A 26,075-nucleotide genomic window follows, 5' to 3' on the forward strand; every position below is an offset into this window, starting at 1 on the left:
GTGGAGAACGCTTATCGACCCCGCCGAACCTGCCTGTCAGTTCCTGGCAGCAATCTCAAGATGATCGAGAAGGCCAAGAGCCTGCCCGCTGACGAGGTGTTCCTCGACCTGGAAGACGCGGTCGCGCCAGATGCCAAGGCGCAGGCCCGCAAACAGGTCGGTGCGGCCCTGGCAAGCCCGGGCTGGGCGGGTCAGCTGCGCGGCGTGCGCGTCAACGACTGGACGACGCCGTGGACGTACAGCGATGTGATCGACGTGGTGTCGGAGGTGGCGTCCGCGCGCGACGGCCACCTCGACGTGATCGTGCTACCGAAGGTGACCGACGCCAGCCATGTGCACGCACTGGACCTGTTGCTCACCCAGCTCGAGCTCACCCACGGCCTTCCGGTCGGGGGGATCGGGATCGACGCGCAGATCGAAGATGCCAAGGGGCTGACCAACATCGACGCGATCGCGGGTGCGCCGCGGGTTCAGGCCCTGGTGCTCGGACCGGCCGACCTGATGGCCAGTCTCAACATGCGCACCCTGGTGGTGGGCGAGCAGCCCGAGGGTTACGACGTCGGCGACGCCTATCACCACGTGCTGATGACGATCCTGGTCGCGGCGCGCGCGCACGGGATCGCGGCGATCGACGGGCCGTATCTGAAGGTGCGTGACACCGACGCGTTCCGCCGGGTCGCCGGCCGCGCCGCGGCGCTGGGGTACGACGGCAAGTGGGTGCTGCATCCCGATCAGATCGCCGCGGGCAACGAGATCTTCAGTCCCCGCCAAGGCGAATACGACCGTGCCGAGCTGATTCTCGAGGCCTACGCATGGCACACCTCGAAAGCCGGCGGCTCGCGCGGGGCGGTGATGCTCGGTGACGAGATGCTCGACGAAGCCAGTCGCAAGATGGCACTGGTGGTCGCGGGCAAAGGCCGGGCGGCCGGGATGGCCCGCCAGGGCGAACGGTTCGCGCCGCCGGCCTAGCTAGGGGTAGTAGTCGGGGGACGACGGGACGGTGGCCGCCACGAGCACCCAGAACACGAACCACAACACGTACCCGACCACGACCACGGCGCCGATCGCCAGCCCGGCAACCGCCAGTCCGAACCCGTCCTGGCCGGTGCGCTTGGTCTCGCGCATGGCAATGATCCCGAGGATGATCCCGGCGATCGACGGCAGACCGCACAACAGCAGGCCGGCCAGCGAGGTCACCAGCGCCGCGATGGCCTTGCCGTTGGTGCCGGGCGGTTTGGTGGGCCGGTACGGATCGTAGGGATCGGCGGTGTAGCCCGCGTAGTTCGGGTACGGGTAGCCCGTGGGCGGGGGATAAGCCGACGGGGGCGGATACCCCGAGGGTGCCGGATACGGCGGATACGGCGTCGGGTAATTCGCCGGATAGTCCACCGGGGCATAGGGATCGGTGGGCTTGGGCGTGCCGTCGGGCGGCGGCGGCATGGTCATTGCGCCACGATCCCGACGATCGTCCAGATTCCGCTGATGACCAATGTGGCCGCGCCGAGCACGATCCCGGCGACCGCCATGCCATAGCCGCCTTGGCGGGTCTGCTTGATCTGGTTGAGGGCGATGACGCCCAGCACGACGCCGACGACGGACAGGATCCAGAGACAGAACAACGGGATCCCGAGGACCGAGGTCACCAACGACGCGATCGCCAACGTGTTGGTTCCCGTCGGCGGTGCGGGATAGCCGTAGCCGCCCGGATAGGGCGCGGCGCCGTATTGCGGTGGCGGCGGCGGCGGATATGCGCCGCCCGGTTGCGGGGGCGGGTAGTACGGCGTCGGCTCTGAATAGCCCGGCGCTCCGTAACCACCGGGGGCCGGCGGCGGGTAACCCGGTTGCGGGGCGTAGCCCGGCGGCAGATACGTGGGCGCGGGGTAGTCCGACGGCGGCGGGTACGCGCTGGGCGCCTCATAGGCGGGCGGGGACGGCTCATACCCCGACGGGGCTGCCTCGTAGCTGGGCGGCGTGGGGTTTTTTTCGAGCGACGGGGCTTCGTAAGTCCCTTCGGAGGGACTCTGATCGCCTGCGTTCTGCGGCTTTTCGCCGGAGTCGCCGCCGGAAGCTGTCATGCTGATCAACCTAGCGTATGTGCAGGTGGCGCGGGACTGGCTTGCCGTCGGGCAGGCTGGTGGCAGCGACGCGACAAACGGTGCGCACGACAGGAGAATGTTCAGTTATGACCAGTCCTTTCACCCCGGGTCAGAACCCAGGCGGCGGCTCCGCCGCGTCCCGTCGCGGGCCGGTGGGCCTGCCGACCCCGCCCAAGGGCTGGCCGATCGGTTCTTACCCCACCTACGCCGAGGCGCAAAAGGCCGTCGACTATCTGTCCGACGAGCAGTTCCCCGTGCAGGACGTGACCATCGTCGGCGTGGACTTGATGCAGGTCGAGCGGGTCACCGGCCGGCTGTCGTGGCCAAAGGTGCTCGGCGGTGGGGTGATCACCGGCGCCTGGCTGGGTATCTTCATCGGCCTGGTGCTGGGCTTCTTCAGCCCCAACCCGTGGGCGTCGCTGATCACCGGTGTGGTCGCGGGCGTCATCTTCGGGCTCATCACGTCGGCCGTGCCGTACGCGATGGCCCGTGGCACAAGGGATTTCAGTTCGACCATGCAACTGGTGGCGGGCCGCTACGACGTTTTGTGTGATCCGCAGAGCGCCGAGAAGGCGCGGGACATGCTGGCGCGCTTGACCATTTAGGCCCCGAATCGTGGCTTTGGCGGTCACGATTGGGCTGCATACGGCGTGGGAGTGTTGCACATCACGCCGCCGGGGTTCTACGGTTTGCGCGCGGGGCAATGCCCTGCCGTGATGCAGCGCGCCCCGACCCGGATACCGTTGCGCCACGTGTCGAGAAGACGGGAGGCGGTTGCGGATGGCTTGCCCAGGCGCACGCGCTCGGCGGGTGGGCGCGGCCGCGATAGCCGCTCTGACATGCGTATCTCTGGTCTCGTCGTGCAGCTCCGGTGAGAACGGCGTCGTCGTCAGTTTTTACACGCCGGCCAGCGAGACCGCGACGTTCACCGCGGTCGCCAAGCGATGCAACGACGAGCTCGGCGGGCGGTTCCGCATCGAGCAGCGCAGTCTGCCCAAGGCCGCCGACGATCAGCGGCTCCAATTGGCGCGCAGGCTGACCGGAAACGATCGCACGCTCGACGTTATGGCACTGGACGTGGTGTGGACCGCGGAGTTCGCCGAGGCCGGTTGGGCGTTGCCATTGTCCGAGGATCCGGCCGGACGGGCCGAGGCCGACGCGAATGACAACACGCTGCCCGGCCCGCTCGAGACCGCCAAGTGGCAGGACAAGTTGTTCGCCGCGCCGGTCACCACGAACACCCAATTGCTTTGGTATCGAGCTGATTTGGTTGCTCCGCCGCCCGACACCTGGGACGGCATGGTGGCCGAGGCCACCCGTCTGCACGCCGAGGGCAAGCCCAGCTGGATCGCGGTCCAGGCCAAGCAGTACGAGGGCTTGGTGGTGTGGTTCAACACTTTGCTGGAAAGCGCTGGGGGACAGGTGCTTTCCGATGACGGCAAACGGGTCACGCTGACCGACACCGCTGAACACCGCGCCGCGACGATCAAGGCGCTGCAGATCATCAAGGCGGTGGCCACCGCGCCGGGTGCGGATCCTTCGGTCACGCAGACCGATGAGGGAACCGCGCGGCTGGCGCTCGAACAGGGCAAAGCCGCCCTTGAGGTCAACTGGCCGTTCGTGTTCGCTTCGATGTTGGAGAACTCCGTCAAGGGCGGTGTGCCGTTCCTGCCGCTGAATGAGAAGCCTGAACTGGCGGGCAGCATCAACGACGAGGGCACGTTCTCGCCGACCGACGATCAGTTCACCGTCGCCTTCGACGCCGCCAAGGAGGTGTTCGGGTTCGCGCCGTACCCGGGAGTGATCCCGGGCCAGCCGACCCGGGTCACGCTCGGCGGACTGAATCTCGCGGTGGCCAAGACCACCCGTCATCCGGCCGAGGCGTTCGAAGCCGTGCGGTGCATCCGGAATCTGGAGAATCAGAAGTACACCTCGATCGAGGGCGGTCTGCCCGCGGTCCGCGCGTCGCTGTATGACGATCCAGAGTTCCAGAAGAAGTATCCGCAGTACTCGATCATTCGCGATCAGCTGACCACCGCGGCGGTGCGCCCGGCGACGCCGAACTATCAGGCGGTCTCGACGCGCATCTCGGCCACGCTGGCCCCGATCACCCAGATCGACCCGGAGAAGACGGCCGACGAGCTCACCGATCAGGTGCAGAAGGCGATTGACGGCAAGGGGCTGATCCCATGACCGCCGCGACACCGCGCACTCCGGCCAATGCCGCGGCCCGCAGCGAAGACCGCAACTCTCAGCGCAGGCTGGCGTATCTGCTGATCACGCCGGCCGTCGTGCTGATGCTGGCGGTGACCGCGTATCCGATCGTGTACGCCGTGTGGCTGAGCCTGCAGCGCTACAACCTCGCCAGCCCGGCCGACACGAAGTTCATCTGGTTCGAGAACTACCAGACGATCCTGACCGACAAGTATTGGTGGACGGCGTTCGTCGTCACCCTGGTCATCACGGTGATCTCGGTGGCCATCGAGTTCGTTCTGGGCATGGCGCTGGCACTTGTCATGCACCGCACCATCTTCGGCAAGGGGTTGGTGCGCACCGCGATCCTCATCCCGTACGGCATCGTCACCGTCGCGGCCTCCTACAGCTGGTACTACGCCTGGACGCCGGGCACCGGGTACCTGGCCAATCTGCTTCCCGACGGCAGCGCGCCACTGACACAACAGATTCCGTCGCTGGCCGTCATCATCCTCGCCGAGGTGTGGAAGACGACCCCGTTCATGGCACTGTTGCTGCTGGCCGGGCTGGCGCTGGTACCAGAGGATCTGCTCAAGGCGGCCCAGGTGGACGGGGCAGGCCCGTGGACGCGGCTGATCAAGGTGACGCTGCCGTTGATCAAGCCGGCGATCCTGGTGGCGCTGGTGTTCCGCACGCTGGACGCGTTCCGGATCTTCGACAACATCTATGTGCTCACCGGTGGTGCCAACGACACGGCATCGGTCTCGATCCTGGGCTACGACAACCTGTTCAAGGCGTTCAACATCGGCCTGGGCTCGGCGATCAGCGTGCTGGTCTTTCTCTCGGTGGCCGTCATCGCATTCATCTACATCAAGTTGTTCGGCGCCGCGGCGCCGGGCACGGACGACGAGGGGCGCTAGATGTCTGAGCGGGTTGGCGCCCGGCGGGCGGCGAGCTGGGTGGTCATCGACGCCCTCGTGGTGATCTATGCGCTCTTCCCGGTGCTGTGGATCCTGAGCCTGTCCCTGAAGCCGACGTCAACCGTCAAGGACGGCAAGCTGATTCCGTCGGAGATCACCTTCGACAACTACAAGGGCATCTTCAACGGCGACGCCTTCAGCTCCGCGCTGGTCAACTCGATCGGCATCGGGCTGATCACCACCGTGATCGCGGTGGTCATCGGCGGGATGGCCGCCTACGCCGTGGCCCGGCTGGACTTCAAGGGCAAGAAGGCGCTCATCGGTGCGGCCTTGCTGATCGCGATGTTCCCCCAGATCTCGCTGGTGACACCGCTGTTCAACATCGAGCGCCGGCTCGGACTGTTCGATACCTGGCCCGGCTTGATCATTCCGTACATCACCTTCGCGCTGCCGTTGGCGATCTACACACTGTCGGCGTTCTTCCGGGAGATTCCCTGGGATCTGGAGAAGGCCGCCAAGATGGACGGCGCCACAGCGGCTCAGGCGTTTCGCCGGGTGATCGCACCGCTGGCCGCACCGGGCATCGTGACGGCCGCCATCCTGGTGTTCATCTTCGCCTGGAACGACCTGCTGCTGGCGCTGTCGCTGACGGCCACCAACGCCGCGATCACCGCGCCGGTAGCCATCGCGAACTTCACCGGCAGTTCGCAATTCGAGGAGCCGACCGGTTCGATCGCGGCGGGCGCGATGGTGATCACGGTTCCGATCATCGTGTTCGTTCTGATCTTCCAACGACGGATCGTGGCCGGACTGACCTCCGGTGCGGTGAAGGGGTAGTTCGATGGCCGAGATAGTCCTGGACCATGTCACCAAGAGTTATCCGGACGGCGCGGTCGCCGTGAAGGATCTCAGCCTGACGATCGCCGACGGCGAGTTCGTCATCCTGGTCGGTCCGTCCGGGTGCGGTAAGTCCACCACGCTCAACATGATCGCCGGCCTGGAGGACATCAGCTCCGGTGAGCTGCGCATCGGCGGTGGCCGGGTCAACGAGAAGGCGCCCCGCGACCGCGATATCGCGATGGTCTTCCAGTCCTACGCGCTGTATCCGCATATGACGGTTCGGCAGAACATCGCCTTCCCGCTGACGCTGGCCAAGATGGGTAAGGCCGAGATCGCGCAGAAGGTGGAGGAGACCGCGAAAATCCTTGACCTGTCCGAACTTCTGGACCGTAAGCCCTCGCAGTTGTCCGGCGGGCAACGGCAGCGGGTGGCGATGGGCCGGGCGATCGTGCGCCAGCCCAAGGCTTTCCTGATGGACGAACCGCTGAGCAACCTCGATGCCAAGCTGCGCGTCCAGATGCGCGGTGAGATCGCCAGGCTGCAGAACCGGCTCGGCACCACCACCGTGTACGTCACGCACGATCAGACCGAGGCGATGACGCTCGGCGACCGGGTGGTGGTGCTGCGCGCCGGTGAGGCACAACAGATCGGCACCCCCGAGGAGCTCTACGAGCGGCCGGCGAACCTCTTCGTCGCCGGCTTCATCGGCTCACCGGCGATGAACTTCTTCCCGGCGACACTGAGCGAGATGGGGTTGCGCTTGCCGTTCGGCGAGGTCACGTTGAGCCAAGAGGTCGCCGACGTGGTGGGCCGGCATCCCAAGGCCGCCAACGTCATCGTCGGTGTGCGGCCCGAACACTTCGAAGACGCCGCGCTGCTGGACGCCTACGAGCGTATTCGCGCGCTGACCTTCGAGGTGAAGGTCGACCTGGTCGAGTCGCTCGGTGCGGACAAGTACGTGTACTTCACGACCTCCGGCGACGGCGCGAAGTCGGCACAGCTCGCCGAGCTGGCCGCGGAATCCGGCGCGGGTGAGAACGAGTTCGTGGCACGGCTTTCCGCGGAGTCCAAGGTGTCCATCGGGCAGACCGTCGAGCTGGCGTTCGACACCACCAAGTTGCACATCTTCGATGCCGACAGCGGTGTGAACCTGACGATTCCGCCGGCCTGAGTGAGTCAGCCCCTGGATCAGGTCCGCGCCCATGTGCGCGGCCACTTCGCTGAGGCGGGCATCGATGCCGAGCCGGACTCGGCCAGTGTCACATTCCTGGGTCTCGAACGCCTCGAGGTGTTGCGGTTCGGGCCTGACCCGAGCGGTGTGGCTCACTATGTGACGCTGGGATGTTCGCGGCACCCGATGACCGAGGCGGCAGCCGATGTCGCTGATCCATTGCGCGGACCGCGGGCCGAGGTGGTACTGACGTTACGTGCCACGACTTCCACGCCCGGTTTGGCCCGCAGCCTGGCGGTGATCGCGGCGACTCCGGCCGTCGAGGGTGTGGTGCTCGTGGCCGATGCGCTGATCGATCTGTCCGCGCCACTGTGGGAGGGGGCCGCGTTTACCGCTGTGCTGCTGGGTGATTCGGCCGTCGCCGACCTGCCGCTGCAAGCGCCACGTGACCCGGTGCACTTCTTGGCGGCGATACCCGTGACGCAGACCGAGGCGGCGTGGGTGCGGCTCAAGGGTGCCGATGCCATGCGCCAAGCCTGGATCGACGACGGTGTGGACGTGCTGGATCCGAATCGCCGTGCGGCCCAACCGGGTTAGTCCCGGTCAGAGCCAATGGTTGCGGCGGAAGTTGTGGTACAGGAAGCCACACGCCGTCAGCATCAGCAGAAGTACCGCCGGATAGCCCCAGGTCCATGACAATTCGGGCATGTGCTCGAAGTTCATCCCGTAGATGCCGGCGATCATCGTCGGTACCGCCGCGATCGCCACCCAGGCCGAGATCTTGCGCATGTCGACGTTCTGCTGCATGCCCACCTTCGCCAGCGCGGCCTGCACCAACGAGGACAGCATCTCGTCATAGGAGGCGATCCGGTCGGCGGCCTGGGTCTGGTGATCCAGTACGTCGCGCATGTAGCGCAACACTTCCTTGGACATGAGGTCTTTGAACTCGGTGTTGAACCGGCCGAGTGCGACGGTGAGAGGTGAGACAGCCCTTCGCAATTCGACGACTTCACGCTTGAGCATGTAGATCGGTTCGATGTCGGTCTTGGTCAGTGGCGAGAACGTCTCCGATTCGATGGCGTCGATATCGCATTCCATCAGCTCGCTGACATCGCGGTAGGTGTCGACGACGTGATCGGCTATCGCGTGCATCACCGCATACGGGCCCAGCGACAGCTGCTTGTGCTCGCTTTCGAGCTGCTTGCGCAGACCGGCGAGTCCGGTGTGGTCGCCGTGGCGCACGGTCACCACGAAGTCGGCGCCGACGAACACCATGATCTCGCCTGTCTCGACGATCTCGCGGGCCAGTGCGACCGACTCGTGCGGTACGTACGTCACTGTCTTGAGTACGAGGAACAGCGTGTCGTCATAGCGCTCCACCTTCGGGCGCTGGTGGGCGTGCACCGCGTCTTCCACGGCCAGCGGGTGAAGGTCGAACACCTCGGCGACCGCTTGCATCTGGTGCTCGTCGGGCTCGTGCAAGCCGATCCACACGTAGGCCTTCTGGCCAAGGGACTCGAACTCGCGGACCTTGTCCAGGGCCGCGGCGTGGGTGTATTTCCCGGCCACGCGGTCGCCGTCGAGGTAGATGGCGCAGTCGACCATGGCGCGTGCGACGGGGACGTGGATGCGCTTGGCATCGACGGGGGTGGATCGTGAGCGGGTCCCGCCCAACAGGGCCTGTGGCCGGGCGCGAAATGACGGCATGATGCGACCTCCCCTCACGGCGTGGGTGAGGCCCCGGTGGGCCCGAGGGGAAATGCTACGCGCCAGTAGCTTTCCCGGCGAAGTTCACGGCGGGGGAACCCCGGTCGGTGAGGTTTCGGGGGCGAGTACCCTGACGCCGTGTCCGAAATGGTGAGTACCCCCCGCGTTGTAATCGACGATGAGGAGATCTTCGCCGCTCACGTGGGCGGGAAGCTGTCTGTCGAACTGAAGGCGCCGCTGGACACCCAGCGCGCCCTGTCGATCGCCTACACCCCGGGCGTAGCCCAGGTCAGCCGCGCGATTGCCACCGATCACACCCTGGCCAAGAAGTACACCTGGGCCAACCGACTGGTCGCGGTGATCAGCGACGGGACCGCTGTGCTCGGTCTTGGCGATATCGGTCCTGCGGCGTCGCTGCCGGTGATGGAGGGCAAGTCGGCACTGTTCAAGACGTTCGGGGGCCTGGACTCCATCCCGATCGTGCTGGACACCAAGGATCCCGACGAGATCGTGGAGACGGTCATCCGGTTGCGCCCGACGTTCGGTGCGGTCAACCTCGAGGACATCTCCGCTCCCCGCTGCTTCGAGATCGAGCAGCGCCTGATCGAGGCACTGGACTGCCCCGTCATGCACGACGATCAGCATGGCACCGCGATCGTCGCGCTCGCCGCGCTGATGGGAGCCACCAAGTTCCTCGATCGCGACATGCACAGCCTCAAGGTGGTCATGTCGGGTGCGGGTGCCGCGGGCGTCGCGTGCACGAACATTCTGCTCGCCACGGGCATCACCGACATCACGGTGCTGGACAGCCAGGGCATCTTGCACACGGGCCGCGGCGATATGAACTCGGTCAAGGCCGAGCTGGCGACGCGGACCAACCCGCGCGGGCTCACCGGTGGGATCGCCGAAGCGCTCGATGGCGCCGACGTGTTCATGGGGGTCTCGGCCGGACTCGTTCCCGAAGAGTTCATCGCCACGATGGCGCCGAACAGCATCGTGTTCGCCATGTCCAACCCGGATCCGGAAATCCACCCGGATGTGGCACGCAAGTACGCCGCGGTCGTGGCGACCGGGCGCAGCGACTTCCCCAACCAGATCAACAATGTTCTGGCGTTCCCCGGTGTGTTCCGCGGTGCGCTCGATGCCGGTGCGCGACGCATCACCGAGAAGATGAAAGTCGCAGCGGCTGAGGCGATCTTCTCCGTCGTCGGTGATGACTTGGCGGCCGATCACATCGTGCCGAGTCCGCTGGACCCGCGGGTCGGGCCTGCGGTGGCCGCGGCGGTGGCCGCGGTGGCCGAATCCTAGAGCGAAATCTTCTGGGGCCGACGATGTTTCGCCGGCTGGTGCTGGGACTGCTGGTCCTGGTTGTCGTCGCGTGCGGATCGCCGTCGCCGGGTCCGTCGCTGGCGGTCGGTGCGACGGCCGACCCGGAGATGACGCTGCTGGCCAATCTGTACGCGGCGGCGCTGCGCTCGTACGGCAGCGCCGCGCACGTCGAGATCGTCGACCATCCGCTGGTCGCCCTGGATTCCGGGACCGTCAGTGTGGTGCCGGGATTCACCGGCCGGCTGCTGCAGAAGTTCGCCCCGGGGACCACGGTGCGGTCGGATTCGCAGGTGTACCGCGCCATGGTCGGCGTCCTGCCGGAAGGCGTCGCGGCCGGTGACTACACCACCTCGGCCGAGGACAAGCCCGCGTTGGTCGTCACTGATGCGACCGCGACGGCGTGGGGGAGCCGCGATCTGACCGCCTTGGTCGGTCACTGTGCCGGACTGCGGGTCGGCGCCGTGGCGCACGCCCGTGGTCTGCCGAACGTGGTGGGCAGCTGCACACTGCCGCCGGTGCGCGCATTCCCGGACCAGGCAACGATGTTCGAGGCGCTGCGGGCCGGGGCGATCACCGCCGGCTGGACGGGCACTGCGGACACCGGCATTCCGAGCGAGCTCGTCGTGCTCGCCGACCGCAAGCCTGCGCTGGTGATGGCCGAGAACATCGTGCCGCTCTATCGGCGCAACGAACTCGACCAGCAGCAGGCCCGCGCGATCAACGAGCTCGCCGGCGTGCTGGACACCGGCTCCCTGGTCGACATGCGCCAGCATGTCGCCGAGGGTCGGGATCCGCGGTCGGTGGCCGAGGAATGGCTATCGGCACACCCATTGGGGCGCTAGAGAATTCAGCGCATCGGCGGGGCGAGCTTGGGCAGCACGGTGGAGAACAGGTTCTGGTAGCCCGAGCCGGTGATGCGCACGATCACGTCGAGGATCTTGGCGTCGGCACCGACCAGCACCCGGGCCTTGTTCTTGCGCACCGCGTCGAGGATGATCTCGGCGGCGCGTTCCGGGGTGGTGCGGGCCAGCTTCTTGTCGAACGCCTTCGCCATTTCCGCCTGGTCAAGTCCCTCGGCCACAGTGGAATTGCGGGCGATGGCGGTCTTGATTCCGCCCGGGTGCACGGTCGTCACCTTGACCGGGTGCTTGGCCAGGATCATCTCCTGCCGGAGCGCCTCGGTGAAGCCGCGGACGGCGAACTTGGCCGCGTTGTAGGCGGCCTGGCCGGGCACCGAGAAGATGCCGAACAGACTGGAGACGTTGACGATGTGCCCGTCGCCGGACTCGATCAGATACGGCAGGAAGACCTTGGTGCCGTTGACGACGCCCCAGAAGTCGACGTCCATGATCCGCTCGATGTCTTTGAACTGGCTGATCTCCACGTCGCCGGAGTACGCGATCCCGGCGTTGTTGTAGATCTGGTTGACCTTGCCGAAGTGCGCCTTGACGCCGTCGGCGTAGGCTCCGAAGGCCTCCCGCTCGGTGACGTTGAGCCGATCGGCCTTGACCTCGACGCCGATCGCCTTGAGACGCTCCTCGGTCACCGCGAGGCCCTCGGTGTCGATATCGCTGATGGCGAGCTTGGCGCCCGATCGGCCCAGCTCGAGTGCCAGCGCCTGGCCGATGCCCGACCCGGCTCCGGTGACGACCGCTACCTTCCCGGCAAAACCCTGCATGAACGCTCCTCCGAGTTGTTCGACGCGTGTTTAATGGGACCAAGGGTATCGGGTCGGGGCCCGCGGGTAACAGGGGGATACCCGTCCGCGATGCTTAGAGCATGATGTTTCGCCGGATTTCCAGCGCCGCAGCCGTTGCCGGCTTGATCGCAAGCGCGATCGCGCTCGCGGCCCCCGCCCAGGCCGACACCACCGCCGATGAATTCCTCACCTCGCTGGCCAGCGCCGGCATCACGGATATCGACCCGGGACAGGCCGTGGAGCTGGGCCAGTCGATCTGCCCGCTGCTCGCCGATCGCAGCCAGAACACCGCCGATATCGCGTCCACCGTCGCCGACCGGCTCGGCCGGCCCCTGGGCCCGGCCACCATGTTCACCGGTCTCGCGGTGTCGTTCTTCTGCCCGCGTGCCGTGCAGGATCTGGCCAACGGGCAGACGCCGATCCCGCTGCCCTTCCTGAACAACCTGGGCTTCTAGCCGCGCGCGACTGTGCTCCTCATGCACGCAGAACCGCGATTCGGCGTGCACGAGGGACACAGTCGGCGCGCGAGGGCCTAGCCGAACGCCTCGTCGATGATCTCCTGCTGCTCGACGGCATGCACCTTCGAGCTGCCTGACGACGGTGCCGACATCGCGCGGCGAGAGATCCGCTTGATCCCGGTCAGCTTCTCCGGCAACAACTCCGGAAGCGTCAGCCCGAATGTCGGCCACGCGCCCTGGTTGGCCGGCTCTTCCTGCACCCAGAAGAACTGCTTGGCATTCGGATAGGTGTCGAGGGTGTTGCTCAGCCGCCGCTTGGGCAGCGGAGCCAGCTGCTCGACCCGCACGATCGCGACGTCGTCGCGCTTGTCCTTCTCCTTGCGTGCGACCAGTTCGTAGTAGATCTTGCCGCTGGTCAACAGGATTCGGGTGACCTTGTCGCGATCGCCGTCGCCGTCGGTGTAGGTCGGCTCTTCCATGATCGACCGGAACTTCTGCTCGGTGAAGTCCCGGATGTCGCTGACGGCAGCCTTGTTGCGCAGCATCGACTTCGGCGTGAACACGATCAGCGGACGGTGCACCCCGTCCAGACCGTGGCGGCGCAGCAGGTGGAAATAGTTCGCCGGGGTCGACGGCAACGCGATCGTCATCGAGCCCTCGGCCCACAGCTGCAGGAACCGCTCGATGCGGCCCGAGGTGTGGTCCGGCCCCTGGCCTTCGTGGCCATGGGGGAGCAGCAGCACCACATCGGAGAGCTGGCCCCACTTGGCCTCGCCGGAGCTGATGAACTCGTCGATGATCGACTGCGCGCCGTTGACGAAGTCGCCGAACTGCGCCTCCCACAACACAAGTGCGTCCTGGTTGCCCACCGAATAGCCGTATTCGAAGCCCACCGCCGCGTACTCCGACAGTGCGGAGTCGTACACCATCAACTTGCCGCCGGTCGGCGTGCCATCGGGATTGACGGTCAGCAGGTCCAGCGGGGTGAACTCCACGCCGGTCTTGCGGTCGATGATCACGGCGTGCCGCTGGGTGAACGTGCCGCGGCGGGTGTCCTGCCCGGAGAACCGGATCAGCTTGCCCTCGGCCAAAAATGTTCCCAGCGCCAGCAATTCAGCGAACGCCCAGTCGACCTTGCCCTCGTAGGCCATCTCGCGGCGCTTCTCCAACACCGGCTTGACGCGCGGATGCACGTTGAAGTCATCGGGGAACGCCAAGTGTGCGTCGCCGATGCGCGCCAGCAGCGACTTGTCCACCGCGGTGGTCATACCGCGCGGGATCATCTGGTCTTCCTCGACCGACTCGCTGGGCTCGATATCGTGCTTCTCAAGTTCGCGAACCTCGTTGAACACCCGCTCCAGCTGGCCCTGGTAGTCGCGCAGTGCGTCCTCGGCCTCTTTCATCGAGATGTCGCCGCGGCCGATCAGGCTTTCGGTGTAGGTCTTGCGGACACCGCGCTTGGTGTCGATGACGTCGTACATGTACGGCTGGGTCATCGACGGGTCGTCACCTTCGTTGTGCCCGCGACGGCGGTAGCACAGCATGTCGATGATGACGTCCTTCTTGAACTTCTGGCGGAAGTCCACGGCCAACCGTGCCACCCAGACACAGGCCTCGGGGTCGTCGCCGTTCACGTGGAAGATGGGGGCTCCCACCATCTTTGCGACGTCGGTGCAGTACTCCGAGCTGCGCGAGTCCTGCGGCGAGGTGGTGAAGCCGATCTGGTTGTTGACGATGATGTGGATCGTGCCGCCGGTGCGGTAGCCGCGCAGCAGCGCCAGGTTCAGCGTCTCGGCCACCACGCCCTGGCCGGCGAAGGCCGCATCGCCGTGCAGCATCATCGGCATCACGGTGAAACCGTCCTCGCCGGTACCCTTGTCCAGCAGATCCTGCTTGGCCCGGACGATGCCTTCCATGACCGGGTCGACCGCTTCGAGGTGCGACGGGTTGGCGGTCAGCGACACTTCGATGTCGTTGTCGCCGAACATCTGGATGTAGTTGCCGCTGGCGCCGAGGTGGTACTTGACGTCACCGGAGCCGTGCGCCTGCGAGGGGTTCAGATTGCCCTCGAACTCGCTGAAGATCTGCGAGTAGGGCTTGCCGACGATGTTGGCCAGCACATTGAGCCGGCCGCGGTGCGGCATGCCGATCACGACCTCGTCGAGCGCGTGTTCGGCGGCCTGGTCGATCGCCGCGTCCATCATCGGGATGACGGTTTCGGCGCCTTCCAGCGAGAAGCGCTTCTGCCCAACGTATTTGGTCTGCAGGAAGGTCTCGAACGCCTCGGCGGCGTTCAGCTTGGACAGCACGTACTTCTGCTGCGCGACCGTCGGTCCCTCGTGCTTGACCTCGATGCGCTCCTGCAGCCACTTCTGCTGCTCGGGTTCGAGGATGTGGGTGTACTCGACGCCGATGTGGCGGCAGTAGGCATCGCGAAGCAGCCCGAGCACATCGCGCAGCTTCTTGTATTCCTTGCCGGCGAACCCGTCGACCTTGAACACGCGGTCCAGGTCCCACAGCGTGAGGCCGTGGGTGTTGACGTCGAGGTCGGGATGGCTGCGGAATCGGGTCTTGTCCAACCGCAGTGGGTCGATGTCGGCCATCAGGTGTCCGCGATTGCGGTATGCCGCAATCAATTCCATGACCCGCGCGTTCTTGTCGACGATCGAGTCCGGGTTGTCGGTGCGCCAGCGGACCGGCTCGTAGGGGATGCCCAGTTCGAAGAAGATCTCGTCGAAGAAATCGTCGGAGAGCAGCAGCTGATGGATCGTCCGCAGGAAGTCGCCGGACTCCGCACCCTGGATGATGCGGTGGTCGTAGGTCGACGTCAGCGTGATCAGCTTGCCGATGCCCAGTTCGGCGATGCGTTCCTCGCTCGCGCCCTGGAACTCGGCGGGGTACTCCATCGCGCCGGCACCCACGATCGCGCCCTGACCGGCCATCAGCCGCGGCACCGAATGAACGGTGCCGATGGTGCCCGGGTTGGTCAGCGAGATCGTCACGCCGGCGAAGTCCTCGGCGGTGAGCTTGCCGTCGCGGGCGCGCCGCACGATGTCCTCATAGGCGGCGATGAACTGACCGAACCGCATCGTCTCGCAGTTCTTGATCGCCGCGACCACCAGCGAGCGCTTGCCGTCTTTGCCCTGCAGGTCGATAGCCAGGCCCAGATTGGTGTGCGCCGGCGTCACCGAATTCGGCTTGCCGTCGACCTCGGCGAAGTGGCGGTTCATGTTGGGGAACGCCTTGACCGCCTGGACGATCGCGTAGCCCAGCAGGTGCGTGAACGACACCTTGCCGCCGCGGGTGCGCTTGAGGTGGTTGTTGATGACGATGCGGTTGTCGATCATCAGCTTCGCCGGGATGGCCCGCACGCTGGTCGCGGTCGGGATCTCCAGCGAGGTGTTCATGTTCTTGACGACGGCGGCCGCCGCGCCGCGCAACACCTGGGTCTCTTCGCCGCTGTCGGCCTTGGGAGCAGGGGCCGGCGCCGCCTTGGCAGCGGGAGCCGGCGTCTTGGCCGGGGCGGCCGCGCCGTTGGCCGCGGGAGCGGTCTTGGCGGGGGCCGGCGTGGCAGGCGGTGCCGGTGCGGGCTCCGGCGGCGCCACGGGCGCCGCGCTGGGGGCCGACTGTCCGTTGCCGGTGGCGATCGACTCGGTCGTCGGCTCAGGGTTGTAGTCGACCAAAAACTCGTGCCAACTCTCGTCGACCGAGGAGGGGTCGTCGCGGAACTTGCGGTACATCTCCTCGACAAGCCATTCGTTCTGGCCGAATGGTGAACTGGTACTGCTCACGGCAGTTGCTCGCCTCAATTCCTTCGTCCGGGCAAGCCGCGCTTGGACGGTTGCCCCCACTTGTCAGCCCCGGCACGTAGCCGCGCCTAAAAGGCTATCCCTTCTCACGTGTTCCCGAAGCACGTCGCCACCATGCCGAGCACTGCTGCGACAACCGGTCGACAGACGTCGGCGAACGGCTACTGTCCGGGCTCGATCGCAGGCAGCAGATGCAGACTGACCGGCCATCGAGTGGGCGCGGGCCCAAACGCCGTGCGGGCATTGTTCACGATCTTTTTGCCCATCATTCGGTTGCCACCGCCACCGACGACGGCTCCGATGCCGACGGGCAGCATTTTGCCCAGCGCCATTGCTGAGCGTTTGAGGGTGTATCGCTTGACGAAATACCGCATCAAGCGGGTGTTGAGCTGTGACAACGCGGGCAGCGGCAGCATCTCGGCACCCTCGGCCAGCCACGCGCCGCTGGTGCGGCCCGGGCCGAGCAGGTCCGCGATCGCACCCTTGCTCTCGTCGCCGACGAGCACCGCCAGCACCAGCGCCCGGCGGCGCTCCCGCTGCTCGATCGGGATGCCGTGCACCTCGGCGATCGCCAGCACGAAGACCGCAGTGGCCTCCAGGAACACCAGGGTCTCGCCGGCCACCGCCGACAACGCGGTCAGCGTGCCGATTCCCGGCACCGCGGCCGCCGAACCGACGGCGGCGCCGCTGGCCATCACCGCGGCCAGGAAGCGCTTCTCGAGCTTGGTGACGATCTCGGCAGGGGTGGCCTCCGGATTGGAGCGCCGCAGCCGGGCGACGTACGCCTTGACCGCCGGCGCCTGCACGCGGGTGCTGCGCTCGATGACCTGGGAGAGCACCCGCGCGGACATGGTCGCGTCGTCGTCGACCCGCGCCGGTAAATTCTCGGCGCTTCCTCGGCGAACCTTCATGGCGTGCCTTCCTGGTCAAGTACTCCCAGGCTAACGAACGAGCCCCGAAGAAAGGTGCCCTGCGGTGATCCCGGTCACCGCAGGCCGGATAGCCCCAGGAGGAACAAATATTCACTGGCGCGCGCTGTGGGTGTGCATGGCAACATCCCGGACTGTGACTGCCACCCGAAACACGTCGGCCGAGGCCGCGGCGGTGGCAACTCCCAGCCAGGTGCGGATGATCGTCGTGCTGGGTGCGATGGTGGCGTTGGGCCCCCTGACCATCGACATGTACCTGCCCGCACTGCCGCGGATCGCTCACGAACTCGGGGTGTCCTCGTCGGTGGCGCAGCTGACGCTGACCGGCACGTTGGCGGGGCTGGCGCTGGGGCAGCTCATCGTCGGCCCACTGTCGGATTCGCTGGGCCGGCGCCGTCCGTTGATGGCCGGGATCGTCCTGCACATGCTGGCCTCGCTCGCCTGCCTGTTCGCGCCCAACATCGAGGTGCTCAGCGTGGCTCGTGGCCTGCAGGGCATGGGTGCGGCGGCCGCGATGGTGGTGGCGGTCGCCGTCGTGGGTGATCTGTTCGACGACAGCGAGGCCGCCACGGTGATGTCGCGGCTGATGCTCGTGCTGGGGGTGGCGCCGATCGTCGCGCCGTCGCTGGGCGCGGCGGTGCTGCTGAAGGCGTCGTGGCATTGGGTGTTCGCCGGGCTGATCGTGGTGGCCGGCCTGCTGCTGATCGTCGCCGCGCTGGCGCTGCCGGAAACCCTTCCACGGGCGAACCGGCTGCCGTTGCGAGTGCGCTCGATCGCGTCGACCTACCTCTTCCTGCTGCGTGATCTCCGGTTCGTCATCCTCGTCCTGGTCGGCGCACTCGGGATGGCTGGGCTGTTCGCCTACATCGCCGGTGCGGCTTTCGTCCTGCAAGGCAGGCACGGCCTGGATCAGCAGACCTTCGCGCTGGTGTTCGGTGCGGGCGCGATCGCCTTCGTCGCCGCCACCCAGCTCAATGTGGTGCTGCTGCGCCGGTTCTCGCCACTGCGCATCCTGGTGGGTGCGCTGGTGACCGCGACGGTCGTCGGAGCGGTCTTCATCGCCCTGTCCGTGACCCACACCGGTGGGGTGTACGGCTTCCTGGTCCCGGTCTGGGCTGTCCTGGCGATGATGGGTTTTGTCATCCCGAACGCTCCGGCCGTCGCACTCTCCCGCCACCACGAAGCGTCCGGCACGGCCGCCGCGCTGCTGGGTGCCGCGCAGTTCACCGTGGGTGCGGTGATCGCTCCGGTGGTGGGTCTGATGGGCAACGACGAGATCGCGCTGTCGATCGTGATGACGGCGGGTGTGGCGATCGCACTGCTGGCGCTGTTGGCGGTCGGCGGCGGCGACGAGACCGCCGAGCACTAGCCCCCGACGATCGCGCGCGACGGGCCGATAGGCTCGGTCAAGCGGCGTGACGATATGAGGCGCGGGGGCCCACAACGTTGTGGCGGACGCGCGCCCGCACCATCGGAACAAGCCGACTGAAGGATGGATATGACCGGGAACATGGCCGGCCCTGTGCCGGACGTGGACTTGGACCTCGATCCGGACGGTGTGCTCGATCCTCCCGCGAATCCGTGGCGGGCACTGTGGGCCATGCTCGTCGGTTTCTTCATGATCCTCGTCGATTCGACGATCGTCGCGGTCGCCAACCCGAGCATCATGGACGGGCTGGAGATCACCGACTACGACACCGTCATCTGGGTGACCAGCGCCTATCTACTGGCCTACGCGGTGCCGCTGCTGCTGGCCGGACGTCTTGGTGACCGGTTCGGCCCGAAGAACCTCTACATCATCGGCCTGGCCATCTTCACCGTGTCGTCGCTGTGGTGCGGGCTGGCCGGCTCGATCGAGATGCTGATCTCCGCCCGCGTCGCGCAGGGCCTCGGCGCCGCCCTGCTGACCCCGCAGACGTTGTCGACGATCACCCGGATCTTCCCGCCCGAGCGCCGCGGCGTGGCGATGAGCATGTGGGGAGCGACGGCGGGCGTCGCCACCCTGGTCGGCCCGCTGGCCGGCGGTGTCCTCGTCGGTCGCCTGGGCTGGGAGTGGATCTTCTTCGTCAACGTCCCGGTCGGGGTGATCGGTCTGGCGCTGGCGGTGTGGCTCATCCCGACGCTGCCCACCACGCGTCACCGGTTCGACGTGGTCGGCGTCGCGCTCTCCGGCATCGGCATGTTCCTGGTGGTGTTCGGGCTGCAGGAAGGCCAGGGTCACCAGTGGCAGGCGTGGATCTGGGCGGTCATCGTCGCCGGTATCGGGTTCTTCACCGCATTCGTGTACTGGCAGTCGATCAATCCGCGCGAGCCGCTGATCCCGCTGGAGATGTTCTCGGACCGAGACTTCAGCCTGTCCAATCTCGGTGTGGCCGTGATCGGTTTCGTCGTCACCGCGATGATGCTGCCGGTGATGTTCTACGCCCAGGTGGTGTGTGGGCTGTCGCCGACGCGTTCCGCGCTGTTGATCGCGCCGATGGCGATCGTCAGCGGGGTGTTGGCCCCGTTCGTCGGGCAACTGGTCGATAAGGCGCATCCCCGTCCGATCCTCGGATTCGGGTTCTCCGTCGTCGCCATCGCCCTGACATGGCTGTCGATCGACATGACGCCGACGACCCCGATCTGGCGGCTGGTGTTGCCACTCATCGCGATGGGCGTCGGCATGGCGTTCATCTGGGCGCCGTTGGCCACCACCGCCACCCGCAACCTGCCGCCGCATCTGGCCGGCGCCGGTGCCGGTGTCTACAACACGACGCGCCAGGTCGGATCGGTGCTCGGCAGCGCGGGGATCGCCGCGTTCATGGCGTCGCGGATCAGCGACGAGATGCCGGCCGCACCGTCAGACGCCTCGCCCGCTGACCTGGCCGTGCTGAGCCTTCCCTCGTTCCTGCACGAGCCGTTCGCTGCAGCCTTGTCGCAATCGATGCTGCTGCCGGCGTTCGTCGCGCTGTTCGGAATCGTGGCTGCGCTGTTCGTGCTGGGCCCCCGGTTCGCGCGTGCGCGTATGGACGACGACGAGATCACCGACGAGATCCCCGCCTACGACGAGGGCTATGACGACGACGACTACGTCGAATATCTGGTGGAGCCGTCCTACCAGCGGGTGCCCGCGCCGGTGCCCGACGCCGCCGACGAGATCGACGAGATCGACGACAAGACCGAAGTGATCGTGTGGGAGCGTCCCGAACCCGAACCCGAACCCGAACCAAATTCCGAACGGCGAAAATTCGACCCGCTGATCGATCCGATCGGGTTCGCGCACAACGGCTTCCATGTCGACGGCGAGTCGCGCTACCGGCCGCTGGAGAGGGTGGCACCCGAACCTGGGCCGCGCTCGCGGCACCGCCTCACTGACGAGAGTGAACCTCGGCCCGCCCGGCACTATCGTGACGAGCACGACGAGGTCCAGAGCTACGGTCGCCACTCACGCCCGGGCGACTGACCAGAGTGTTCGGTCCATTTTGGGATCGGTAGCGCCGTAGACAGTCTTCACTGATGTCATGACGATCAAGCCGGCCCTGACCGCCACGATGGTGAGTATGGCCGCTCTCGCGTGGTTGCCGACCGCGCAGGCCGACGACGCTGCGTCGCCGTGCGCTCCGGCGCAGCTCGTGGTGACCGCATTGCCCATGCAGGCGGGGGTTTCCCATCGGGGTGTGCCACTGGTTTTCGCCCTTGCGCCCGGCGCCGACCCCTGCACACTGACCGGCTATCCGGGCGTCGACTCCGGTACCGGCGGACCCTTGCTGCACGCCCGGCGAACGCTGCGCGGATATCTCGGCGGCCTGCCAAGCGGGGTGGACATCCCGCCCACGGTCACCCTGGGGCCGGGGCATCCGGCGCAGGCCATGGTGGAGGGCGTCGCCGTCGATGCCGACACCAACCAGTGCCCGACCTACACCGACTTGCTCGTCACCCCGCCCAACACCACCGGCACGGTGACCGTCCCGGCCACCATCGACACCTGCCAACTGCAGGTACACCCGGTCACAAGCGCGTCATGAGACGGGCGACGCTAGCCGCCTCCGTGGCGGCGACGGTGACAATGGCGACCGGTCTGGCGGCGCCCGCTGCGGCTCAGCCTGCCGCGTTCCAGCCCTGCGCCTGGGTGTCCGCCGACGAGGCGGGCGCGCTTCTCGGAGGTCCGGTCCAGACCACGGCGTGGGGCGACGAGGCCGGATCGTCCGACCTGTTCTGCAGCTACACCACAAGCACCAGCGACACCGGCTTGCAGGCCGATCTTCGCCTGCCCCAGTCATTTCCGGTGGACGCGGCCACGCAGTTCGCGCTGGCGGCCAACGGCGCCAACAGCACACCAGTCGATGGCCTCGGTCTCCGGGCGCAGTGCGTCCACGAGCCGACGACAACACCGCCGTCCACGACGGTGGTGGTCCTCCTCAGCGGGAATCGGCTGTACCGAGCCACCAGTTGGTACGGCACTTCGTGTGACCAGCTCAAGCAATTCGCGCAGATCGCCATCGGCAGGATCGGCGCATGAGCAACTTCGGAAAGGGTACCTCCATGAACAATTTTCGCTGCGTTGCCGCCGTGGTGGCGGTAGCCGGGGTGGTGGCGGGTTGCTCGTCGTCGACGAATACCCCTGCGGCTCAGAGCTCTTCAGCGCCGGCCTCCAGTGTCGTTCCGGCGCCGACGACCCCGGCCGCGCCGGCGACACCGGTTGCTGCCACCGAGGCCGCGCTCAAAGATGTTCCATGGTCGAAGGTCGGGCCGGGTTGGACGCTGGCCGAGTGGAGCCCGGTCGTTCCGCATCGGCCCGGCGAGCAGCGCGATCCCGACGAACCGACCCATGAGACCGTCGGCACGACACTGTATTTGGTGGACCCGGCGGGTAACCGCTACGCGATCACCACATTTGCGCCCGGTACTGAAATGCGACTGGTCGACTGGTCGGGCGACGGCAGCCACGCGTTGTTCACCGGGTCTTACGCCAGCCCGACATCGGCGGTCTCGGTAGACCTGCACACCGGGGAGCAGACCACCATCCCGGTCGACGGCCATCCGGCCTACACCCGACCCAACGGCACCGCGCTGTTGGTGTCGACCTCGTTCAATGGCAGCCAGCCGGGAACTCTCAAAAGGGTTGATCTCAAAGGTAATCCGCAGTTCACGTACCCGACCGGCGATCTGGCCGGCGCGGGTCAGTTCGGCGGCGACTATGTGGAGTCCCCTGATGGCACGCAGTTGGTGCTTGCCACCGCCAACCTCGGCAATGAGGTCGTGCCGCGCAGCGACAACAGCCTCGTCCTGATGACGAACGACGGCACGGTGACCAAAACGCTGCCGGCGCCGATGCCGAAAGCCCTGTGCGGACCGGTCAAATGGTGGACGCCGGGTTCGATCCTGGTGCACTGCACCGTCGAGCGGAGCTCGGCGAACCAGCTCTGGGAGGTGCCGCTGGACGGTGGTGCACCCACGCCGATCACCGCCGTCAACTCCGGCCAGGAAGACAACGGGTTCGGCGGCGATATCGGCGATGGTGACGCCTGGAAATTGCCGAGCGGCATCTTCCTTCAATCGGTCGGTGCATGCGGCACCGTATTCCTGTCCAAGCTGACCGCCGACGGACACACCACCCGGGTGACGATTCCCGGTGTGTCCGAGAACGTCTTCGTGGCCGGCGCGGCAAATGACAGGTTGTTGGTGCGGGGCCAGGTGGGCTGCAGTGGAAGCAACTCGTTGGTGAGCTACGACCCGGCGGCGAACACGGCGACCGTCCTGCTCGGGCCGCCGATCAACGGCGGCGCGGTGAGCAACGCGATGTTGTATCCGACCGCGGATTCCTGACGTGCGACGGGCTGTGTTCCTCGGTGTCGTGGCACTGGCCGGTGTCATCGGGTGCGGCCCGGCTGCGGCAGATCCGGCGTCCTGTGCCGACTTCGGCGGAACGGTCGATGCCGAGCAGATCTGCCACAGCCACAGCGCCACGGCGAGTTACGCGATCAACCTGAGCTTCCCGGTCGACTATCCCGACGCACAGGCGCTGACGGCGTACCTGACCCAGCGGCGCGACCACTTCGTCGACTACGCCCAGAAGTTCCCGCTGGGGGACCGGCCCGCGCCCTATCAGCTGGCGGTGTCGGCGAAGGAGTATCACTCCGCCGGCACCCAAAGCGTGGTGCTGCGGGTCGGCGAGGACGTCGGCGTCCATCCGGTGAGTTCGATGAAGGCCTTCAATTACGACCTGGCCAAGCACGCTCCGATCACCTACGACACCTTTTTCAAGCCGGGCGCGTTCGACGTCATCGCACCGTCGGTGCGCCGCGACCTCGCGTCGAGCACGCAGATGCTGCCGCCGCGCGGTGGCCTCGACCCGGCGGCGTACCGCAATTTCGCGATCACCGACGACGAGGTCATCTTCTTCTTCGACCAGGACCAGATGTTCGGCCAGAACGAGGGCCCGCTGCAGGCGGCGGTACCGCGCGCCGAGCTCGCGCCGTATCTGAATTGAGCGGTGCCGACCCCTGCGATCGTTCTTCTCGTCGGAGGACTATGCTCGCTGAAAAAGAGAATGCAATTTTCATCGAGGAGAATGATGGCCGAGAAGCACTCGCTCACCGATCGCACGCTCGTCGTGTCGGGGGGCAGCCGGGGTATCGGTCTGGCCATCGCGCTCGGTGCGGCCCGCCACGGCGCCAACGTCGTGCTGCTGGCCAAGACCGCTGAGCCGCATCCGAAGCTCCCGGGCACGGTGTACACCGCCGCCGCCGAGATCGAAGCGGCCGGCGGGAAGGCCGTCGCCGTGGTCGGTGATGTGCGCAGTGAAGAGGACGTCGCCCGCGCCGTCGATGCCGCGGTGCAGAACTTCGGTGGCGTCGACATCTGCGTGAACAACGCCAGCGCGATCTCCACCGACTCGACCGAGACCTTGTCGGCCAAGAAGTTCGACCTGATGCAGCAGATCAACATTCGCGGCACATTCCTGCTGACCAAGGCGTGCCTGCCGTACCTGCGCAAGTCGCCCAACGGTCACGTCGTCACCATCGCGCCGCCGCTGAACCTCAACCCGTACTGGCTTGGCGCCCATCCGTCGTACACCCTGTCGAAGTACGGCATGACGCTGCTGTCGATGGGCTGGGCGGCTGAATACGCCGACACCGGAATCGGTTTCACCTGTCTGTGGCCCGAGACCTACATCGCGACGTCGGCGGTGGCCAACTCGGCGGATTTCGAAGAGGCCCTTGCCGCCTCGCGCAGCCCGGAGATCATGGCCGACGCGGCCGTCGAGATCATCATCTCGCCGGGCTCGCAGGTCAACGGCAACTGCTCGATCGACTCCGACGTGCTGCGCGCGGCCGGTGTCGAGGACCTGTCGCGCTACGGCGGTGGGGACAACCCGATCATCGACATCTTCGTCGACAAGTAGGAGACGGGCTAGCCGACCGGCTGCAGGTCGGGGTATTCGGTCGTGATGGATTGGCCATAGCTGCGGAAGACCTCGTAGGCCGCGACCGCCGGGTCGAGCCCGGCAGCGAACGCCGCCTGCGCCTTGAACACCCTTGCGGCTGAGCTCAATTCGTGGCGTACCTCGTCGCCCGGGCGGCCCACGCTGGGCACCCACAGGTCACCCCAGACGGTGACTTCGGTGCGGGCCGAGCGTACCGACGCGGCCAGCGCCTCGCTGATCCGGCCATCGGCGCTGCAGATCGAGCCGGCCACGGCCAGCGCCGCCGGAGCCGGCGTGGCGCCGAACACCGACGCCAGGCTCACGGTCTGCACTCCGAGGATCTGTAGGGCAGCGAGGTCACCGGGGGCGCTGACCGCGACTCGGACGTTCCAGCCCGCCATCACGCGGTCGAACAGCCAGCCGCCTGCAGAGTCGACGACGTCAGCGACGTGGGCGCCGACGACATCCAGCTGATAGGGGGCGAGTCGGGGCGTCCGCTGGCGCGACCGGGGAGCGTCGCGCTGGCGGTGTCGTTCGTCGATCTCATGCACGCCAACCAGCGTGACAGTTTCGCGCCAATCTGTAAAGGTCAAGATTGGGCGAAAAAGCCCCGCAGCGCCTGTGCCTGCATGGTCAGCAGGGCCTGGCTGACCTCCCACTCGGGGCACAGCGAATCGAAGCCGTGACAGGTCGCGCCGAACAGGTGCACATCGGTGCGCACGCCGGCACGCAGCAGCTGGCGGGCGTAGTCCAATGCCTCGTCGCGTAGCGGGTCGAGCTCCGAGCAGGTGATGAAGGTGCTTGCGGCGCCGATCATTTGGTGGCTGCGGCCGGGCACCGCGGCCGCGCTCGGAGGCGTCTGGCCAAGATAGTGCCGCCACATCTGTTCGGTCGCGACACCGTCGAAACCCGGTGTGGTCAGGAACTCGGCCTTCGATGCGGTGGGACGGTCGTCGAGCACCGGTTGGTGTAGAACCAGGCCGACGACCGGCGGAACCATCTCGGCCGCGGCCCGCTGGGCCAATCCGGCCGCCAGTGCGCCTCCCGCGCTGTTGCCGGCCAATGCCAGCCGGTCACGGTCCAGTGCCAGCTCATCGGCCGCGTCCCAGGCCCACGCCAGTACCGTGGCGGCATCGTCGAGCGCGGCGGGATACGGATGCTCGGGAGCCAGCCGATAGTCCACGGAGATCACCGTGCAGGCGCCCTGGCGGGCCAGTTCGACACACTGGCGGTGGTCGGTGTCGAGATTGCCCAGGACGAATGCACCTGCGTGGCAATAGATCACCGCCGGCGAGCGCGACGGCGCGCCCCGATAGATACGGACCGGCACGGCGCCGGCTGTGTTGTCGGCGATCTCGACGCCGGCGGCATCGATGTGTGCGACGGCATCGCGTCGGCGTTGATTCAGTGAATCCCGAACGGCGCCAAGACCGCCCGGCGACAGATCGCTGCGGGCCGCGGCGAACCCATGCAGCGCGGGGTCAAGGCGCCGGACGATCTCGGGATCGGGCTGCATCGG

The 26,075-nt window shown here is 66.8% G+C and carries 25 protein-coding genes; 17 read left to right on the top strand and 8 right to left on the bottom strand.

Translation table 11 applies throughout. The annotated features are described in order from the left end of the window. Positions 1–969, top strand: a complete 969-nt coding sequence (locus tag EV580_RS25530; RefSeq protein ID WP_133694729.1) for an HpcH/HpaI aldolase/citrate lyase family protein — start codon at positions 1–3, stop codon at positions 967–969. On the opposite strand, the gene EV580_RS25535 is transcribed toward EV580_RS25530, so the two are convergent. After that, positions 970–1,446 carry a DUF4190 domain-containing protein gene (locus tag EV580_RS25535; RefSeq protein WP_166654884.1) on the bottom strand — a complete coding sequence of 159 codons (477 nt, stop codon included), beginning with the start codon at positions 1,444–1,446 and terminating at the stop codon, positions 970–972. After that, positions 1,443–2,075, bottom strand: coding sequence for a DUF4190 domain-containing protein (locus EV580_RS25540; protein WP_133694730.1), 633 nt, complete (start codon positions 2,073–2,075; stop codon positions 1,443–1,445). The genes EV580_RS25535 and EV580_RS25540 overlap by 4 nt, the downstream gene beginning before the upstream one ends. Positions 2,076–2,182: 107 nt before the next feature. Between EV580_RS25540 and EV580_RS25545 the strand changes: the two genes are divergently transcribed. From EV580_RS25545 to EV580_RS25570, 6 genes are all read left to right on the top strand, one after another. Further along, positions 2,183–2,701, top strand: a complete 519-nt coding sequence (locus EV580_RS25545) for a YflT domain-containing protein (RefSeq protein ID WP_133694732.1) — start codon at positions 2,183–2,185, stop codon at positions 2,699–2,701. Positions 2,702–2,876: 175 nt separating this feature from the next. Beyond that, complete coding sequence (locus tag EV580_RS25550; protein ID WP_133694734.1) at positions 2,877–4,289, top strand: ABC transporter substrate-binding protein; 1,413 nt, start codon at positions 2,877–2,879, stop codon at positions 4,287–4,289. After that, positions 4,286–5,209 carry a carbohydrate ABC transporter permease gene (locus EV580_RS25555; RefSeq protein ID WP_133694735.1) on the top strand — a complete coding sequence of 308 codons (924 nt, stop codon included), beginning with the start codon at positions 4,286–4,288 and terminating at the stop codon, positions 5,207–5,209. The genes EV580_RS25550 and EV580_RS25555 overlap by 4 nt, the downstream gene beginning before the upstream one ends. Then, a complete protein-coding gene (locus EV580_RS25560) occupies positions 5,210–6,046 on the top strand; it encodes a carbohydrate ABC transporter permease (protein WP_133694737.1) in 837 nt (278 codons plus the stop codon). It begins immediately after the preceding gene. Positions 6,047–6,050: 4 nt separating this feature from the next. Next, the gene (locus EV580_RS25565; RefSeq protein ID WP_133694739.1) at positions 6,051–7,220 is read left to right on the top strand and encodes an ABC transporter ATP-binding protein; all 1,170 of its coding nucleotides are present in this window, start codon (positions 6,051–6,053) and stop codon (positions 7,218–7,220) included. Next, entirely contained in the window at positions 7,221–7,817 is a 597-nt protein-coding gene (locus EV580_RS25570) for a suppressor of fused domain protein (protein ID WP_133694741.1), read from the top strand. It abuts the gene before it with no gap. A gap of 6 nt (positions 7,818–7,823) precedes the next feature. Here EV580_RS25570 and corA read toward each other — a convergent pair whose 3' ends face one another. After that, positions 7,824–8,930 (bottom strand): magnesium/cobalt transporter CorA, encoded by a 1,107-nt coding sequence (gene corA / locus EV580_RS25575; protein ID WP_370581706.1) that lies wholly within the window; start codon positions 8,928–8,930, stop codon positions 7,824–7,826. 144 nt (positions 8,931–9,074) lie between these two features. On the opposite strand from corA, the gene EV580_RS25580 reads away from it, so the two are divergent. Both EV580_RS25580 and EV580_RS25585 read left to right on the top strand, forming a co-directional pair. Then, a complete protein-coding gene (locus EV580_RS25580; RefSeq protein WP_133695045.1) occupies positions 9,075–10,235 on the top strand; it encodes an NAD(P)-dependent malic enzyme in 1,161 nt (386 codons plus the stop codon). Positions 10,236–10,258: 23 nt separating this feature from the next. Continuing rightward, positions 10,259–11,098, top strand: a complete 840-nt coding sequence (locus EV580_RS25585; RefSeq protein ID WP_286171853.1) for a glycine betaine ABC transporter substrate-binding protein — start codon at positions 10,259–10,261, stop codon at positions 11,096–11,098. Positions 11,099–11,103: 5 nt separating this feature from the next. On the opposite strand, the gene EV580_RS25590 is transcribed toward EV580_RS25585, so the two are convergent. Continuing rightward, the gene (locus EV580_RS25590; protein WP_133694745.1) at positions 11,104–11,934 is read right to left on the bottom strand and encodes an SDR family NAD(P)-dependent oxidoreductase; all 831 of its coding nucleotides are present in this window, start codon (positions 11,932–11,934) and stop codon (positions 11,104–11,106) included. Positions 11,935–12,035: 101 nt separating this feature from the next. Here EV580_RS25590 and EV580_RS25595 point away from each other — a divergent pair, with 101 nt between their 5' ends. Further along, entirely contained in the window at positions 12,036–12,410 is a 375-nt protein-coding gene (locus tag EV580_RS25595) for a DUF732 domain-containing protein (RefSeq protein WP_133694747.1), read from the top strand. Between the two features lie 77 nt (positions 12,411–12,487). On the opposite strand, the gene EV580_RS25600 is transcribed toward EV580_RS25595, so the two are convergent. Together EV580_RS25600 and EV580_RS25605 are read right to left on the bottom strand one after the other, a co-directional pair. Next, positions 12,488–16,204 carry a multifunctional oxoglutarate decarboxylase/oxoglutarate dehydrogenase thiamine pyrophosphate-binding subunit/dihydrolipoyllysine-residue succinyltransferase subunit gene (locus EV580_RS25600; RefSeq protein ID WP_133694749.1) on the bottom strand — a complete coding sequence of 1,239 codons (3,717 nt, stop codon included), beginning with the start codon at positions 16,202–16,204 and terminating at the stop codon, positions 12,488–12,490. A gap of 179 nt (positions 16,205–16,383) precedes the next feature. Beyond that, positions 16,384–17,133: a hypothetical protein gene (locus tag EV580_RS25605; protein WP_133694751.1), complete on the bottom strand. Its 750-nt coding sequence runs from the start codon at positions 17,131–17,133 to the stop codon at positions 16,384–16,386. A gap of 136 nt (positions 17,134–17,269) precedes the next feature. On the opposite strand from EV580_RS25605, the gene EV580_RS25610 reads away from it, so the two are divergent. The 7 genes from EV580_RS25610 (at position 17,270) to EV580_RS25640 (ending at position 24,535) form a co-directional block, all read left to right on the top strand. Beyond that, complete coding sequence (locus EV580_RS25610) at positions 17,270–18,520, top strand: multidrug effflux MFS transporter (protein WP_183519375.1); 1,251 nt, start codon at positions 17,270–17,272, stop codon at positions 18,518–18,520. Between the two features lie 231 nt (positions 18,521–18,751). Beyond that, positions 18,752–20,593: an MFS transporter gene (locus EV580_RS25615; RefSeq protein WP_286171861.1), complete on the top strand. Its 1,842-nt coding sequence runs from the start codon at positions 18,752–18,754 to the stop codon at positions 20,591–20,593. Between the two features lie 97 nt (positions 20,594–20,690). Further along, a complete protein-coding gene (locus tag EV580_RS25620; RefSeq protein ID WP_166654907.1) occupies positions 20,691–21,155 on the top strand; it encodes a DUF4232 domain-containing protein in 465 nt (154 codons plus the stop codon). Beyond that, positions 21,152–21,649 carry a hypothetical protein gene (locus tag EV580_RS25625; RefSeq protein ID WP_133694758.1) on the top strand — a complete coding sequence of 166 codons (498 nt, stop codon included), beginning with the start codon at positions 21,152–21,154 and terminating at the stop codon, positions 21,647–21,649. The genes EV580_RS25620 and EV580_RS25625 overlap by 4 nt, the downstream gene beginning before the upstream one ends. After that, positions 21,646–22,956, top strand: coding sequence for a hypothetical protein (locus EV580_RS25630; RefSeq protein ID WP_208114662.1), 1,311 nt, complete (start codon positions 21,646–21,648; stop codon positions 22,954–22,956). The genes EV580_RS25625 and EV580_RS25630 overlap by 4 nt, the downstream gene beginning before the upstream one ends. Before the next feature lies 1 nt (position 22,957). After that, the gene (locus EV580_RS25635; RefSeq protein WP_208114663.1) at positions 22,958–23,620 is read left to right on the top strand and encodes an esterase; all 663 of its coding nucleotides are present in this window, start codon (positions 22,958–22,960) and stop codon (positions 23,618–23,620) included. Between the two features lie 84 nt (positions 23,621–23,704). Continuing rightward, positions 23,705–24,535, top strand: coding sequence for an SDR family oxidoreductase (locus tag EV580_RS25640; protein WP_133694760.1), 831 nt, complete (start codon positions 23,705–23,707; stop codon positions 24,533–24,535). Positions 24,536–24,543: 8 nt separating this feature from the next. On the opposite strand, the gene EV580_RS25645 is transcribed toward EV580_RS25640, so the two are convergent. Both EV580_RS25645 and EV580_RS25650 read right to left on the bottom strand, forming a co-directional pair. Beyond that, a complete protein-coding gene (locus tag EV580_RS25645) occupies positions 24,544–25,107 on the bottom strand; it encodes a hypothetical protein (RefSeq protein WP_133694762.1) in 564 nt (187 codons plus the stop codon). A gap of 38 nt (positions 25,108–25,145) precedes the next feature. Next, the gene (locus EV580_RS25650) at positions 25,146–26,072 is read right to left on the bottom strand and encodes an alpha/beta hydrolase (protein WP_133694764.1); all 927 of its coding nucleotides are present in this window, start codon (positions 26,070–26,072) and stop codon (positions 25,146–25,148) included. Positions 26,073–26,075: the final 3 nt, after the last annotated feature.

Origin of the sequence: Mycobacterium sp. BK086, assembly GCA_004362315.1 — a bacterium.
Taxonomy (GTDB): Bacteria; Actinomycetota; Actinomycetes; order Mycobacteriales; family Mycobacteriaceae; genus Mycobacterium.